The sequence below is a fragment of the Streptomyces sp. NPDC001594 genome (genome assembly GCF_042893675.1).
Lineage (GTDB): Bacteria > Actinomycetota > Actinomycetes > Streptomycetales > Streptomycetaceae > Streptomyces.
In genome coordinates this window covers 16,864-31,451 of sequence record NZ_JBIAVB010000029.1, presented here as the reverse complement: position 1 = coordinate 31,451, position 14,588 = coordinate 16,864, and the positions used below count along the sequence as shown (strand labels likewise).

At 72.1% G+C, this 14,588-nt stretch carries 16 protein-coding genes, 2 tRNA genes and 2 pseudogenes; 10 read left to right on the top strand and 10 right to left on the bottom strand.

Going from position 1 to position 14,588, the window contains the following annotated elements:
• Both ACFY0O_RS36470 and ACFY0O_RS36465 read left to right on the top strand, forming a co-directional pair.
• Positions 1-265, top strand: a pseudogene (locus ACFY0O_RS36470) (RNA helicase); the annotation flags it as partial.
• A 184-nt stretch (positions 266-449) separates the two neighbouring features.
• A tRNA-Lys gene (locus ACFY0O_RS36465) sits at positions 450-522 on the top strand.
• 72 nt (positions 523-594) lie between these two features.
• Here the strand turns inward: ACFY0O_RS36465 and xerC are convergent.
• The 5 genes and pseudogenes from xerC to ACFY0O_RS36440 all read right to left on the bottom strand — a co-directional run.
• Positions 595-1,224, bottom strand: a pseudogene (gene xerC / locus ACFY0O_RS36460) (tyrosine recombinase XerC); the annotation flags it as partial.
• Between the two features lie 624 nt (positions 1,225-1,848).
• Positions 1,849-2,631 carry a YhjD/YihY/BrkB family envelope integrity protein gene (locus ACFY0O_RS36455; RefSeq protein ID WP_388955187.1) on the bottom strand — a complete coding sequence of 261 codons (783 nt, stop codon included), beginning with the start codon at positions 2,629-2,631 and terminating at the stop codon, positions 1,849-1,851.
• Positions 2,632-2,680: 49 nt separating this feature from the next.
• Entirely contained in the window at positions 2,681-3,526 is an 846-nt protein-coding gene (locus ACFY0O_RS36450; protein ID WP_388955106.1) for a DUF1206 domain-containing protein, read from the bottom strand.
• 120 nt (positions 3,527-3,646) lie between these two features.
• Positions 3,647-3,820 (bottom strand): CsbD family protein, encoded by a 174-nt coding sequence (locus ACFY0O_RS36445; RefSeq protein WP_388955104.1) that lies wholly within the window; start codon positions 3,818-3,820, stop codon positions 3,647-3,649.
• A 90-nt stretch (positions 3,821-3,910) separates the two neighbouring features.
• Positions 3,911-4,321 (bottom strand): hypothetical protein, encoded by a 411-nt coding sequence (locus tag ACFY0O_RS36440; protein ID WP_388955102.1) that lies wholly within the window; start codon positions 4,319-4,321, stop codon positions 3,911-3,913.
• Between the two features lie 128 nt (positions 4,322-4,449).
• On the opposite strand from ACFY0O_RS36440, the gene ACFY0O_RS36435 reads away from it, so the two are divergent.
• The 4 genes from ACFY0O_RS36435 (at position 4,450) to ACFY0O_RS36420 (ending at position 6,153) form a co-directional block, all read left to right on the top strand.
• On the top strand, positions 4,450-4,605 hold the full coding sequence (locus tag ACFY0O_RS36435; RefSeq protein ID WP_388955185.1) for a DUF6131 family protein: 156 nt from the start codon (positions 4,450-4,452) through the stop codon (positions 4,603-4,605).
• A 133-nt stretch (positions 4,606-4,738) separates the two neighbouring features.
• Positions 4,739-4,906, top strand: coding sequence for a hypothetical protein (locus ACFY0O_RS36430; RefSeq protein WP_388955099.1), 168 nt, complete (start codon positions 4,739-4,741; stop codon positions 4,904-4,906).
• 159 nt (positions 4,907-5,065) lie between these two features.
• The gene (locus ACFY0O_RS36425) at positions 5,066-5,617 is read left to right on the top strand and encodes a hypothetical protein (protein ID WP_388955097.1); all 552 of its coding nucleotides are present in this window, start codon (positions 5,066-5,068) and stop codon (positions 5,615-5,617) included.
• Positions 5,618-5,667: 50 nt separating this feature from the next.
• A complete protein-coding gene (locus ACFY0O_RS36420; protein WP_388955094.1) occupies positions 5,668-6,153 on the top strand; it encodes a hypothetical protein in 486 nt (161 codons plus the stop codon).
• 126 nt (positions 6,154-6,279) lie between these two features.
• Here the strand turns inward: ACFY0O_RS36420 and ACFY0O_RS36415 are convergent, their stop codons facing one another.
• Positions 6,280-6,468 (bottom strand): DUF6381 family protein, encoded by a 189-nt coding sequence (locus ACFY0O_RS36415; RefSeq protein WP_314244616.1) that lies wholly within the window; start codon positions 6,466-6,468, stop codon positions 6,280-6,282.
• A 142-nt stretch (positions 6,469-6,610) separates the two neighbouring features.
• Positions 6,611-6,739 carry an LPXTG cell wall anchor domain-containing protein gene (locus ACFY0O_RS36410; RefSeq protein WP_388955091.1) on the bottom strand — a complete coding sequence of 43 codons (129 nt, stop codon included), beginning with the start codon at positions 6,737-6,739 and terminating at the stop codon, positions 6,611-6,613.
• A 263-nt stretch (positions 6,740-7,002) separates the two neighbouring features.
• On the opposite strand from ACFY0O_RS36410, the gene ACFY0O_RS36405 reads away from it, so the two are divergent.
• From ACFY0O_RS36405 to ACFY0O_RS36390, 4 genes are all read left to right on the top strand, one after another.
• Positions 7,003-7,800, top strand: coding sequence for a hypothetical protein (locus ACFY0O_RS36405; RefSeq protein WP_388955088.1), 798 nt, complete (start codon positions 7,003-7,005; stop codon positions 7,798-7,800).
• A gap of 162 nt (positions 7,801-7,962) precedes the next feature.
• A tRNA-Met gene (locus ACFY0O_RS36400) sits at positions 7,963-8,036 on the top strand.
• Positions 8,037-8,174: 138 nt separating this feature from the next.
• A complete protein-coding gene (locus ACFY0O_RS36395; protein WP_388955085.1) occupies positions 8,175-9,350 on the top strand; it encodes a PP2C family protein-serine/threonine phosphatase in 1,176 nt (391 codons plus the stop codon).
• Between the two features lie 279 nt (positions 9,351-9,629).
• The gene (locus ACFY0O_RS36390) at positions 9,630-10,679 is read left to right on the top strand and encodes a M23 family metallopeptidase (RefSeq protein WP_388955083.1); all 1,050 of its coding nucleotides are present in this window, start codon (positions 9,630-9,632) and stop codon (positions 10,677-10,679) included.
• Positions 10,680-10,692: 13 nt separating this feature from the next.
• On the opposite strand, the gene ACFY0O_RS36385 is transcribed toward ACFY0O_RS36390, so the two are convergent.
• From ACFY0O_RS36385 to lhgO, 3 genes are all read right to left on the bottom strand, one after another.
• On the bottom strand, positions 10,693-11,958 hold the full coding sequence (locus tag ACFY0O_RS36385) for a PrsW family intramembrane metalloprotease (RefSeq protein WP_388955182.1): 1,266 nt from the start codon (positions 11,956-11,958) through the stop codon (positions 10,693-10,695).
• Between the two features lie 68 nt (positions 11,959-12,026).
• Positions 12,027-12,875, bottom strand: a complete 849-nt coding sequence (gene trmB / locus ACFY0O_RS36380; RefSeq protein ID WP_388955080.1) for a tRNA (guanosine(46)-N7)-methyltransferase TrmB — start codon at positions 12,873-12,875, stop codon at positions 12,027-12,029.
• Positions 12,876-13,335: 460 nt separating this feature from the next.
• Positions 13,336-14,568 carry an L-2-hydroxyglutarate oxidase gene (gene lhgO / locus ACFY0O_RS36375; protein WP_388955078.1) on the bottom strand — a complete coding sequence of 411 codons (1,233 nt, stop codon included), beginning with the start codon at positions 14,566-14,568 and terminating at the stop codon, positions 13,336-13,338.
• Positions 14,569-14,588: the final 20 nt, after the last annotated feature.

Here is a 14,588-nt window from a genome sequence, read left to right as displayed (position 1 = left end):
CGACCGTCCGTCGGGTGGGTTCCGCCGCGATGAGCGTCCGTCGGGTGGCTTCAACCGTGACGACCGCGGTGACCGTGGCGGCTTCCGTCGCGACGACCGTCCGTCCGGTGGTGGCTTCCGCCGCGACGACCGTCCCTCGGGCGGGTTCAACCGTGACGACCGTGGTGACCGTGGTGGCTTCCGTCGTGACGACCGGCCCTCCGGCGGCGGCAACGGCTTCGGCGCCCGCCGCGACGACAAGCCCCGCTGGAAGCGCAACGGCTGACGCCTGAGCACTCCCTGACACGGAATCGGCCCCCACAGCACCCCGGTGCGGTGGGGGCCGAGCCCTTTTCCGGCCGCTTTCACCCCAGCCGCACCCCGTGGCGGGAAACCGCCGGGGGCACACCCGGCGATACCCGATCGGCCAGCAGCCCCGCTGCGGCTATGCTCTGGGGTGAGCACATGGAGGGCCATTAGCTCAATTGGCAGAGCAGCGGACTTTTAATCCGTTGGTTGTCGGTTCGAGTCCGACATGGCCTACCGCTCCCAGGCAGGGAAACCCCCTCTGACCTGGCACTGAGCGCCCCTTCTGGTTTCGGCCGGAAGGGGCGCTCAGTCGTTTCCGGGCCCGCGCGTGAGCGATGCGTGAGCGGACGGTCCGTCATGCCCTGGTCAGGAGGCGGACGAGCGGGCACGAGGTACCAGCTGGGCCGCCGCTTCTGCGGCTGCCTGGTCGACCTCGGGGAGCAGGCTCGTGTACGTGTCCGAAGTCAGCGTGATCGTGGAGTGCCGGAGCGTCTCCTCGATCGTGTGGAGGTCGCCGCCACCGCCGTGGGTGGGCGTGGCCGAGCCGTGGCGTAGATCACGAAGGGTGATCGGCGGGAGATCGGTGCGGGCGAGTATCTGCCGGAAGGTCTCCGAGGCCGTCTCCGGGTGGAGCCAGGCGCCGTTCTCCTGGGTGAAGACCTTGCCGGTGTCCTGCCAGGCCTTCCCCCACTTCTTCCGCTCCTTCAGCTGGCGGGCGCGGTGCTCTCGCAGCGCGGCGACGTTCAGGCTGTCCAGGGCGATGGTGCTGGCGCTGCCGTCCGCCTTCGGTGCGGACTCGTACGGATCCCAGCCGTCCACCACGATCTCCTTGGCCGGCGTGATCTGCCCGCCGTCCAGGTCGACGTCGGACCAGTCCTGGCCGACGCACTCGCCCCGGCGCAGGCCGCGGGTGCCGGAGAGGTGGAAGAGGGCGTACGGCCAGGAGAGCCCCGAGATCGCGGGCCTGATCGAGCGTGAGGTCGGTCCCCTGAACGTGCTCGCCGTCCACCCAGGGCAGGACGCAGTAGCCGTGGCCTCCAACCTCCGCCACGAGCTCCCCACCATCGGCTGGCAGGGGCTTCGGCACCGGAATGCCCTCACGAGCCAGGTCCACCAGGACCGCGAGATTCCGGTGGACCTTCGGCAGAGGAACGTCAGTGATCTACTTCACCGCGTACGTCCCGGCAGCCGTCTCCAGCCGCCAGTTCCGGTTCATCAGGCCATGGGCAAGGAACTCCCGATCGCGTACCCGCATCCTGCATCGGCGTGCCAGTGGGGGTGCGGCGTCAGGCACCGTTGGCTATCAGTGGATTCCAGAGGCAGCCCACACGGCTCCTCACCCTCACCTCCCGCGAGCACCTGCTCCACTGCACCCCGCCACGCAACGTCGTCTTCCCGCCGGTCTTCGAGGAGTTGGGGTCCCGCCTGACGCCGGCCCTGAGGAATGGAACCGCACACGCTGTCGACGTCGCGACGCGGCACTGTTGATCACCGCACCCGGCGGACTGTGCCAAGCCCGGCTAGGCAGTCGAGTCAGTGTGGTGCGCGTAGGTCCGAGCCTCACCCTCGCCGTTTCAGCGTCCGTGCCAGGCGGGGTAGCTCGTCGTGGAGCAGTCGGCCGGCCAGCGCCCCGCCGAACACGACGACGCCGACGCCGACCAGCCAGGACTGGATGACCAGGACGGTTCCGAACGGGCCGTAGGAGACGGCGCTGGATGCGATCAGCGGTGAGAACACGAGCCGGGAGAAGAGTCTGAGGCCGAGCAGTCCGAGCATGGTGGCGATCGCCCCGGGCAGCAGGGTGGCCCAGGCGACGCGGCCGCCGAGCAGGATCCGTTGGGACCACCAGAAGAACAGGGTGCCGCTCAGCACCGTGACCACGCCGCGGGCCGAGGATTCCCGCCACAGGGGTGTGATCGCGGACAGGAAGAGGATGCCGATGAGGACGGCGAGCCACAGCACGTGCCGCCACCTGGCCCACCAGCGGGCCGGGGTCAGATCCCAGATCTTCTCGTAGCCGCTCTGTATCGCCGCACCGAACGACAGACCGAATACGGCGAGGACGGCGAGGCCGAATGCCGTCGTGGTCCGCCATGCCTGGCCCGGCAGGGCGAACAACCGCTCGATCTCCCCTCTGGCCGCTGTGGAGACGCCGAGCCCGTCTCCCAGCCACTGCGCGAATCCCCGTCCGCTCGCCGGATCGGCCGCCGACACGACGATCAGTAGCGGCACCAGTGTCAGGAATCCGAGCGCCGCGAACCCCAGTGAAAGCTGAGACAGGTCGATGCCGCTGCCGCGCCCCCACCTGCGTCCGGCCCGCGAGCGGCGGATCGCGCTGCGCAAGCGCCCGAACGGAGACAAGCGGCCCACGGCATCGGGCGAGATCCCCTTGCTACGGCGCACTTGGGCGCGCCTCCGGGCCCGGGGCCCGGGTGGGCTGCTCCGCCGAGGTGCCGTGCTCAGGGGCTTTGCGCCAGCGGGCTTCGCAGAACGAGTAGAGGCCGAACAGCAGGAGGCCCACCGCCGCGGCGATCAGCAGCACGGGTCCGGCGGGTGTGGTGGCGAACGAACGCAGCGTCGCGTCCATGCCCTTGGCTTCGCCGGGATCGAACCGCACCGCGGCCAGCAGGACGAACAGCCCGGCCACCGCCGCGACCACACCGGTCGCCACGCCGCCGACGATGCCCAGCCACGCGACGACCCGCCGCGTCACCGGGCTCATCTCGTCCGTCCGGAGATTCTCCTCGAACTTCCGCATCAGGCTGCGCACCACGATCACCACGCCGACGATGACCAGGACGGCTCCGACCACACCGACGAGCACCCGCCCATAGGGCCATTCCAGCACCCTCGCGGTGTAGTCCTTCGACGTCTCATCGCCGGGACGGCCCCCGGCGGAACCGCCGACCAGCGCGGTCTGCACCACGCCGAAACAGATCACGGCATAGAAGACCGCCAGCCCTGCAGAGCCCAGGCGCCGGGTCCACTTGTCACCGCCCGTCACCGCCTGCCCGAACGCGGCCTCGGACAGCCGCCACAGCGCCATCGCCGCCAGCCCCACCACAAGCGCCCACAACAACACCCGGCCGAACGGCTGCTCGCCGATGGTCCGCACCGCGCCGGACCGGTCGGCCTCCTTGCCGCTGTCGCCGCCGAACCCCATCTGCACGGCCAGCAGCCCCACCAGTACGTAGATCACACCCCGCGCGGAGAGTCCGACCCTGGACAGGACCTCCATGACACGGCTGTTGGACACGCGCCGCCCGCGGGATCCGGCCTGGGCGGCACTGCCGTTCCTTATGGCCATACCTGGCACCTCCGGGGCCCTGCCGTGAGGCCGGCAGGGCCGGCGCAGTGGTCAGTGCTTGAAAACGTCCTTGATCTTCGCCCCGGCCTGCTTGGCATTGCCCTTGGCCTGGTCGCTGCGGCCTTCGGCCCGCAGGTGCCAGCTGCCGGTCACGCGGCCGACGGTCTTCTTGGCGCCGCCCTTGACCGCTTCGGCCTTGTGCGCGATCTTCTTGCCGATACTCATAGGTCGCCACCCTTCGTCATCATCTGCCAAGGGATGCCCCCGTCCAGGGGCACACCCGGCGGTTGGTTGGCCAGCGATCGACCTGCCGGCCTACCGAGGCTCGGATCGGTGCTTGAAGGGGTTGAGCCCCCTGCGGCGCTCGCCTTCCGGGTTGGGCTCTCGCGCGCTCGTCGTCTGCGGGCGGGGGCTGCCGCGCTGGTCTACGACATCTTCGCGGCCGGCCGCGGCCGTCTCGCGGCGCGCCGTGCGTCTGGGGTATGCGTCGTGGCCGTGGCGAGAGGTGCGGCGGGCACCGGCCAGGAGGAGGCTCAGTCCGAGCATGGCCACGGCCCCGACGACGATGCCGTAGAGGAAGAGGGTGCCGGTGGAGCCGGTGACGTGGTAGTCGAATACGGAGAATGCACCGGTCAGCTCGTGGGCGCCGCCGTCGTTGGTGACGACGCCGGTCACGCCGACGACCAGCGCGGCGATCAAGAGGATGAGTCCGAGGATGACGAGCATGGCGCGCTCCATAGGTACGCTCGCTGTCTCTCCACGGTAGGACTGTCCTGCCCGGGAAGCCACAGCCAGAGGGCCGATCTACCCTGGGAACAGAGGCTTTGCATCACTCCGTGAGATCGGCGGACATCATGATCGTCCTGGGAGTCATCCTGCTGGTCGTCGGCTACGTGGTCGGCATCTCCATCCTGTGGACCATCGGGATCGTCCTGGTCGTCATCGGCGTCATCCTGTGGATCCTGGGATCCGTCGGACACAAGGTCGGCGGTCGACGGCACTACTGGTAGCCGCCCCTTCCACCGCGCGGGGAGCATCCCCGTTCCCGCACGACCCCCGACGCCGAGGACGCACACAGAACGGCCGCCATGGCCATCCTGCCGCGCCTCCGGCACTCGCATCCGCGAACCGAGGCATCACACCATGGCCCTGTTCCACCTCCTGCTGACCGCCTCGATCGTGCTGATCATCGTCGGCGCGACCGTCGAAGGCATGCTGTACCTGGTCTCCGCCGGCGTACTGCTCCTGACCGCCGACGTGCTCTACCTCGCCGTGAGGTCGGTACTGCGCCGCCGACGCCCGGCCCACTGACCTGCTTGCCACCACCGCGTCCACCGCCCGCTCAGAGCACATTTCGGGTGATATGTGAAATTCTGGAATGTGGCACACCAAGGACGGCACCCGCGGCGGTGACGCTCGTACGCCCCAGTTCTGGCTGCCTGTGTGCGCTGTCAATGAGTGGAGGATGCGATGTGGACCATCGTCATCATCGTGGCCGCTGTGTTGGTCTTGGCCGCCGTCGCGCTGACCATGCGGACCATGACCCGGCGCCGGCACCTGCGGGAGCAGTTCGGGCCCGAATATGACCGCACGGTCGAGGCGGGGCAGAGCCGCGGAGCGGCCGAGCGCGACCTCAAGGAGAGGGAGGAGCGGCATGAGGCGCTGGAGATCAGGCCTCTGCCCTCCACCGTCCGGGACCGGTACGCCCGGGACTGGGCCAGCGTGCAGGAGCACTTCGTCGACAGCCCCGACCAGGCTGTGGGTGAGGCGGACCGCCTCGTGACCACGCTCATGAGCGAGCGTGGCTACCCGACCGAGAATTTCGAGCAGCAGAAGCGGGACCTCTCGGTCGAACACTCCCGGACCCTGGACCACTACCGCATCGCGCATGAGGTCAAGGGGCGGGCCGGGTCCAGGGACACCACGACGGAAGAGCTGCGGGGCGCAATGGTCCACTACCGGGCGCTGTTCGAGGAACTACTGAAGGACGACACCGCTTCGCCGGATGAAGAACGCCACTGAGCGCCAGCAGCCGCAAGCAACCGTTCGCCACCGCACGGAGGTGAAGGGACATGCAGAGAGAAGGACCATACGGGCGCGACGACGAGTACGCCGAGCCCGCCGGAGAGACGCTGTCCACCGAGGACATCGCCCGGCCCCGGACAGAAGCACCGCAACAGCCCCCGGACGATGGCCTGACGGCAGAACCCGAAGGCGAGGGGGCAGCGCCCAGGACCAGGATCACGGACGAGGCCGGAGGCGAGCCGGACGCTGCGCCCGAGCCCGATACCGCCCCGCTCCTCGGGGCCCAGGAGGCGGAAGGCCTCCGTACCCGGTGGCAGCAGGTCCAGCAGGGATTCGTCGACGACCCAAAGCAGTCGGTGCTCGCGGCAGACGGGCTCGTCGCCGAGGTCATGCAGCTGCTCGCCACCACCTTCGCCGACCACAAGCAGAGCCTCGAAGGCCAATGGCACCGCGGCGAAGAGGTCGCCACCGAGGACCTGCGCCTGGCCCTGCGCCAGTACCGATCCTTCTTCGACCGCCTGCTCAGCACCTGACCAGCGGGCCAGACCCGCGAAGAGTGCCGTCTGGCTGTGGGCGCTTCGACGCACGAGACCGGCCGGTGTCTCCCTCACGCAGAGAGATCGCGTGGGCAGCCACCGGCCGGTGCAGGTGCATGGCCGTCACATGGGGTCGACGTCCCCGAGGCCCCGCTCGCTCTCCTTCTTGCTCTGGTCCAAAATCCGGCGGGCCTTTTCCTTCAGCCGCTGGCGTTCCGCCGGGTCGGTGGCACGCTCCGCGGCCTGCTCGATCTTCTGCGCCTGGTCACGCATCTGCTGGGCACGGCTGCCGGACTCGCCTGCAACGCTCATGATCACTCCTGGGATCTGGGGAGAGCGGATTTCACCAGCGAAACAGCGCCTCCACCCAAGCGCATCCCGAAGGGTCACCCACCGCTATCCCCGCAGCACAGGCCGAGTGCGGAAAGGTGACCTGACGACAGGCTGCGTCTTCTCAGCGGACGTGTCGGCGTCCGGAGCGACGCCCGCGCATGCCCAGGTAGACCAAGGCCGCCACGAAGACCAGGATGCCGATGAACAGCAGATAGAGCATGCCTTCGGTACCGCTCGCAGGCGGGGGCATCCCCTCCGTCCTGCCCCGAAGCGCCCCTCCGGTTCCGACCGGAGGGGCGCTTCGTGCGTGGGCCGGGGCCGGCCGGAACCTGACGGGTCGTTCGCGGGCGACACGCCGGAGGAACACCCCTTCGGTCCCTTTGTGATGGGCCATCGCGCTGACGGCGCCGCGCGCCTGCCGCCGAGTATGGCCATGCCGGTCAGATCATGTGAAAGGAGGCTCAATCAGGCGCTTCCGGACCCATCACTTCGGTTCCACAAGGAGCAACACGCATGAGTCCTGAGAAGAGGACCGCATCCCGTCTCGGCCCCCTCCCCCAGCAGGGGAGGTATCTCGCAGGCAGCGCGGTGGCATCGCTGGCCGTCGTGGTGCTGGGCCTCGCCACCCCGGCGCTGGCGTACGGCGCGAGCCCGCTGCCGGCGTCGTCGGCAGCGGTGGCCGGCGGCGACCGGTGCAAGGAGCACGAGCGCGACCACGACGACGACGGGGACCACGCCGCGGCCGCCCGTGGGGTCGCGGGCGGCGGCCACGACGACGACTGCAAGCGCGGGCCGCGCGGCCCGCGGGGTCCGAAGGGACCGAAGGGCGACACCGGCCCGACGGGCCCGACCGGCCCGACGGGCCCGACCGGCCCGACGGGCGCTACGGGTGCCACCGGTCCCGGGGGCTGTGGGAACGCCATCGACTCCAGCACCGCCAATGGCGCAGAGGAGGTCGCCGTCTTCCTGGTCAACGGCCGTGCGTTCGGCGGTCACCGCCGCACCAACGCGCTGACGAGCTACTTCCAGGAAGACCTCACCAACCCCGCGCAGAACCCCGGTTACCCGGACCCCGCCACGGTCTGCGACGCCACCGTCACGACCCATGGGTCGGACGCGAACTTCAAGGTGATCACCACGGCCGGGTTGGTGTACGAACTCCAGTGCTCCGCCCGCGGGGTGGTCCTGAACTGCGGCTCCACCGCCGTGGGTGACCAGGTGCCGTGGAACCTGGTCAGCCGCACCACGGTGGCCACGGGCCCGTTCCGGGCGACGGACAAGGGGCTCGCCAAGAGCGACATGGGGTCCTGATCCTTCCGGAACCCCGCTGATCGTGCCCGTGCCCGGGATCGCCCGGGTGCGGGCACGAGCTCCTTTCAGGGCTCTGACCTGCGGTGATGTTGTTCTGGAGGGGGTGGGGTGGGTTAATTGGCGAGACGCGTCCCCCGGATGCAGTAGAGTTGGGTTTACCGACGCGGGGTGGAGCAGCTCGGTAGCTCGCTGGGCTCATAACCCAGAGGTCGCAGGTTCAAATCCTGTCCCCGCTACTAGAGGTGAAGGCCCGGATCCCATGGATCCGGGCCTTCGTCGTATCCGCCGTCACCCGACCGGGCCGGTCCGGTCGCCGGGCGGGGCCCGGGCGGCCAGCCTGGAGGGGCGGGGCTTCCGGGCGGCAGGAGAGCGGCGTGGGGCTGGGCCGGCAGGGCGACGGTGGGAACGCGGACGGTGCCGCCCGGCGGGTGGTGCGGGTCCTGCCGTTCGTGCTGATCCTCCTCGGTCTGGTCTTCGACGTACTGACCCCGCCCAGTTTCACGGGCTCCCCCTTCTTCTCCGCCGCCCCGCTGGTCGCGGCCCCGCTGTTCAGCCTCGGGGCGACCGCGCTGACCGGGATCGCCTCCTCGGCGGCGGTTGTGGGCCTGCACTTCTACAACGGCACCAGCTGGAAGGCGGAGGCGCTGACCGAGCTGGTCACCGTGCTGACCGTCTCCGGGCTGGCCCTGCTGATCAACCGGGTGGTCCGGCGCAGCGGGGAGCGGCTCGCCTCCGCGCGCGGGATCGCCGAGGCCGCCCAGCGGGCCGTGCTGCCGACCCCGGCCGAGCGGATCGGCGGGCTGCACGTCGCCGCCCGGTACGAGGCCGCGCAGGCCGACGCCTTCATCGGCGGGGACCTCTACGCCGTCCAGGACACCCCGTACGGGGTCCGGCTCGCGGTGGGTGACGTGCGGGGCAAGGGGCTGGGCGCGGTGGAGGCCGTCGCGGTGGTGCTGGGGGCCTTCCGGGAGGCGGCGGAGACCGAGCCGACCCTGGAGGGGGTCGCGCAGCGGCTGGAGCGGGCGCTGGCGCGCGAGGGCACCCGGCGGGACGGCCTGGACGCGGTGGAGGGGTTCACCACCTGCGTGCTCGGGGAGATCCCGCCCGGTGCCGGACTGCTGCGGCTGGTCAACCGCGGGCACCCCGAGCCGCTGCTGCTGTACGCGGACGGGGGCCTGGCCGTGCTGGCCCCGGCCGAGCCCGCGCTGCCGCTGGGCCTGGGGGAGCTGGCCGAGGGCCGGCCCGACACGGCCGGGGAGTGGCCGTTCCCGCCCGGCAGCACCCTGCTCCTGTTCACGGACGGACTGACCGAGGCGCGGGACCGGACGGGGGCCTTCTACGACCCGGCGGTCCGGCTGCGGGGGCGGGTCTTCCCCGGGCCGGACGAGGTGCTGAGCGCGCTCAGCAGCGACGTGCGCCGGCACACGGGCGGCGGGGCGACCGACGACATGGCCCTGCTGGCGGTGGGGCGGGCGGGGGAGGGGCAGCCGGAGCGGAGGCGGACGGTCCCGGTGGTGCCCCGAGAGGACGGGGAAGGTCACGGCGCGTAGCCCATGAGGCGCTCTGCGCAAGACGGTTGACGGACAGTCGTTTGGCCGCTGTGGCTGGAGTGATGGGGGAGTGGCTTCCCTTTTGCACTCATTGTCGAGGGAAGCGGCTTATGCGGCGGCCAAAGTTGTTCAGGGAGTGGCTGATTGGCGTTAACGATCATTCGCGTCAGCTTGGAATCACTCCCCTGCGTCTATTACCGTTTGATAACGCAGCGCGGTCGTCCAGCCGTCGGCACGACGGCACCCGTGTGCGTTCTCGTCCCTGAGGAGCGTGGCCCCGTGGCCTCCAACTCGCCTGCCCCCGAAGGCATCGAATTCCAGGAGACGCCCGGCGCGGGTGCCTGGGGCGAGTGGAATCCCACGGAGGACTCCGCCCGTCCGCTCCGCGGCAAGCACCGGGTCCTCAAGTCGCGCGGCGGACTCGCCCGCAGCTCGACCGTCCTCGGCGTCGGCGTGATCGCGGCGGTCGGCGCGGGCGGCATCGCCACCGCGCAGGACCGCCCCCAGGTGGCCATATCCGTGCCCTCCCTCCCGGACCTGCTCGGCGGCGGGGACCACGGCGCCGGGGCCGCCGCCCAGGCCGACTCCGTGACCGTGCCCCAGCAGGCCGACGGGGAGCAGGCCGCCCCGACCCGGTCCCACGGGGACGCGGGCGAGGCGCTGCGCCACCGCATCCTCCAGCAGGCCGAGTCCCAGCAGGACGCCGCCGAGTCCCAGGCGCGGGCGGAAGCCGAACGGGTCGCGCGCGAGAGCGCCGCGCAGGAGGCCCGCAGCAAGAAGGAAGCGGCCGACCGGGAGGCCGAGGCGGCCCGCGCGGCCGCCGAGAAGGCCGCCGCGGAGAAGGCGGCCGCCGACCAGGCCGCCACCGCGCAGGCCGAGACCAAGGCGGCGGCGGACGCGGCCCCGGGCGGGGGCTCCTCGGTGAAGGCCTCCGGCGGCTGGTCCCTGCCGACCTCCTCCTACACCCTCACCTCGCACTACGGCGACTCCGGCTCCATGTGGTCCTCCGGCCACCACACCGGCCTCGACTTCGCAGCGCCGACCGGGACCCCGGTCAAGGCCGTCGGCGGCGGCACGGTCGTCTCGGCCGGCTGGTCGGGCGCCTACGGCTACCGGATCGTGCTCCGGCTCCAGGACGGCACCGAGATCTGGTACTGCCACCTGTCCTCGATGGCGGTGACCTCCGGCGCGGTCGGGGCGGGCGACACCATCGGCCGGGTCGGCGCGACCGGCAACGTCACCGGCGCCCACCTGCACCTGGAGGTCCGCAAGGGCGGCTCGACGGTCGACCCGCTGAGCTGGCTGACCGCCCGGGGCCTCGACGTCTGAGCCGGGCCAGGGGTCATACCGGGGACGCGGAGAGTTCCGCCCGCCTCGGGGCCGGTACGGCCACCGGGACCGCCCGCCGCGCGTGGCGGGCGTGGGTCGGGGCCGGCGGGCCGGAGCGCGGCGGGAGCAGTTCCTCCAGCACCGCCGCCCGGGCCAGGGCCGGCGCGGCCGTCGCCCGGCGCAGCCACAGCCGGCGCAGCAGCTCCCGTTCCCGCTCGGCGAAACCGGGGTAGCCGTCCGGGCCCGCGTGCCGGGCCTGCCGGCGCAGCAGGGCCAGGGCGGCGGCGTCCGCCGTGTAACGGGACACCGCCCGGGCGGCGGGACGGCCCCCGGTGGTGCGGGCCAGGGCCCGGGCCAGGGAGCGGGCCGGCATCGAAGCCAGCGCGGGCACCTCCGCCGGGCCGATCCAGCCCGCCGCCGCGTACACCGACAGCTCGGCGGCGACGGCCCGCAGACGCCGGCGCCGCAGCCGCACCGCCAGCCACAGCAGCAGCCCGAACCCCGGGACCATCACGCAGCCGTAGACCCAGTAGAACCCGTACCTCCCCACGTGGGACGAGCCGTTCCACACCGCGTGCGCCGCCATGGCCAGGGCGAGGCCGAGCAGCGGGAGCCCGGTCCGGCGGGCGCGGCGGGCGCTGAACGCGGCCATGCCGAAGCCGAGGCCCGTGAGCACGGTGAACAGCGGGTGCGCGAAGGGGGAGAGCACGACCCGGACGAAGAAGGTCGCCGCGGTCACCGAGTCCAGGGCGCCCGCGCCCTTGGCCAGGTCCTCCTCGAAGGCGTTGCCCAGGTAGAGGACGTTCTCGGTGAAGGCGAAACCGGTCGCCGTGAACCCGGCGAACACGAAACCGTCGGCCGGGCCGGCGAACGGCGGTCTTCGGAAGGCGAACACGGCGAACAGGGCCGCCGCCTTCGCGCACTCCTCCACGACGGGAGCCACCGCCACCGAGCCGAGGAGGTCGGCGGCGGACGGGTCGGCGGCCTCGGCCATCCACTCCGTGGCGAAGCTGTTGGCCAGTATCGCGATCAGCGCCGCGGTGCAGGCCCCCCAGCCGAAGCAGAACAGCAGCTGCCGCCAGGGGCCGGGGGCCGCCCGGCCCAGCCACCGGAACGCCGCCATCAGCGGCGGTACCGGCAGCAGGGCCAGGCCGAGGCCTACGAGGAAGCCGGCCGTACCGGTCTGCTCCCGCACGAGTTCGAGGATCGCGACCCCGGTCGCGCCGAGCAGGGCGACGAGCACGCACGCGCGGGCCGTGCCCGACGGGCGTGCGAGCACACGGGAGAGCCAGGGCGCTCGGAGCACATGATGACCCTACCGAGCCACTCGGACACTCGGAGTGACGTTTATCGGTTCTTGGGCTCTGCGTTGGGTTCTGTGCGATTGCTGCCCGTGCTGCGGGTGAAGAGGAGGTCGTGTACGACGTGGCCCTTGTCGAGGCCCTGGCCCTCGAAGCGGGTGAGCGGGCGGAACTCCGGGCGCGGGGCGTAGCCGCCGTCGGCCTGGGTGTTCTCGAACTCGGGGTGCGCGGTGAGGACTTCGAGCATCTGCTCGGCGTACGGCTCCCAGTCGGTCGCGCAGTGCAGCAGCGCGCCGGGCGCCAGGCGGGTGGCGGCCAGGTCGAGGAACTCCGGCTGGATCAGGCGGCGCTTGTGGTGGCGGGCCTTGGGCCAGGGGTCCGGGAAGTACACGCGCAGCCCCGCGAGGGAGGCGGGCGGCAGCATCTCGCGGAGCAGGATGATGGCGTCGCCGTTCGCCACGCGGACGTTGGTCATCCCGCCGCGCTCGGCGAGGGCGAGGAGGTTGCCCTGGCCGGGGGTGTGGACGTCGGCGGCGAGGATGCCGGTGGTGGGGTCGGCGGCGGCCATCTGGGCGGTGGCCTCGCCCATGCCGAAGCCGATCTCGAGGACTACGGGGAGGCCGTCGAAGAGGCGGTCGAGGTCGAGGACCTCGCGGCCGTCGATGTCCAGGCCCCAGGTGCCCCAGAGGCGCTTGAGCGCCTCGCCCTGGCCGGTGGTGACCCGGCTGCGGCGCGGCTGGAAGCTGCGGATGCGGCGCTCGTGGTGCGAGCCGGCGGGGTCGGGCGCGGGGCCGTCGGGGAACCGGGGCTCGGTCCGCCACTTGGGCGGCACGTAGGCGGATGCCTCCGGCTCGGCGTCGGGGAGGCTGGGCTGGGGGTTCAGGGACTCAGACACAATGCCCCGATTCTATGTCGGGGGCTGTCCGCCGGCCTTTGCCCTGGCCGGGCGGGTGTGGGGTCGGGGGTGGCCGGGGTCGGTGCGGTTGCCCTGGCCGGGCGGTTGGCGGGGTCCAGGGGGCCGGGGTCGGTGCCGGGGTGGGGTGTCGTCCGGGGCGGGCTTCGATGTTCGGCGCTCTGTGCGGTGTCGGTGTTGTCGGACGGTGCATGGCGCCGAAGTCATCTCGTTTTAGCCCCGGACGCCACCCCACCCCGTCCCCGCCCCCGGCCGGCAGACCGGGAAACCTCGGCCGTCCTCTGGTCGGCACGGTCCGGCAAATCCAGCCTCGCCGGCGTTTGAGGCGCGGGGGTCCGGGGGCTGGCCCCCGGGAACGGGGGTCCGGGGCGGAGCTCCAGGGAACGGAGGAAGGGCGGGGCGGGGACTTCCGCCGCGCAGCGGCACCCCGCACCGCGCGGGGTCAGGCGGAGCGGAGGGTGCCGAGGGCTCGGGCGGCGATCTCGCGCCCGATCGGAAGGGACGCGGTCGCCGCGGGCGAGGGGGCGTTGAGGACGTGCACCGTACGAGGGGCCTCGCGGATGAGGAAGTCGTCCACCAGCGTCCCGTCCCGCAGGACCGCCTGCGCCCGCACCCCCGCGGCTGCGGGGGTGAGGTCCGCCTCCGTGACGGCGGGCAGCAGGCGGCGTACCGCCTCGGTGAAGGCCGCCTTCGACAGGGAGCGGTGGATCTCGCCCGCCCCGTACCGCCAGTGCCGCGCGGCCATCCGCCAGGATCCCGGCCAGGCCAGCTCCGTGCCGAGGTCGCGCGGCCGGACCGTGCTCCAGCGGTAGCCCTCGCGGGCCAGCGCCGGGACGGCGTTCGGGCCGACGTGGACCCCGCCGCCGATGCCCCGCGTGAGGTGCACCCCGAGGAAGGGGAACGCCGGGTCGGGCACCGGGTAGACCAGGCCCCGGACCAGGCCGGGGCGCGCCAGGTCGTGGTACTCGCCCCGGAAGGGGATGATCCGCATGCCCGGGTCGTCACCGGCCAGCCGGGCGATCCGGTCGCACTGCAGGCCCGCGCAGTTCACCAGTACCCGCGCCCGGACGACCCGCCCCGAGGTGGTCCGCACCGCCACCGCGGATGGGCGCCGCGAGATCAGGTCGACCTCCGCCCCGTAGACGATCTCCGCCCCGGAGGACTCGGCGAGCTGCGCGGCCACCTGCCCGTAGTCCACGATCCCGGTGGTGCCGACGTGGATCGCGGCCAGGCCGCTGATCTCCGGCTCGTACTCGGCGATCTGCGCCGGCCCCAGCTCGCGCACCGGGATGCCGTTCTCCCGGCCGCGCTGGACCAGGGAGTGCAGGCGGGGCAGCTCGGAGCGGTCCGTGGCGACGATCAGCTTGCCGGTCACCTCGTGCGCGATGCCGTGCTCCGCGCAGAACTTCACCATCTCGGCGGCCCCGCGCACCGCGAAGCGCGCCTTGAGGGAGCCCGGGCGGTAGTAGATGCCGCTGTGGATCACCCCGCTGTTGCGGCCCGTCTGGTGCCGGGCGGGCCCGGACTCCTTCTCCAGGACGGTCACGCGGGTCCCGGGCGCCAGGCTCGACAGGGCATGCGCCGTCGACAGGCCGACGATCCCGCCACCGATCACCAGCACATCGCAGTCCACGCCGCCGCCCACGCTGACACCTCCCACCCCTGCATCTTGCACCCCGCCACCGACAATAGGGG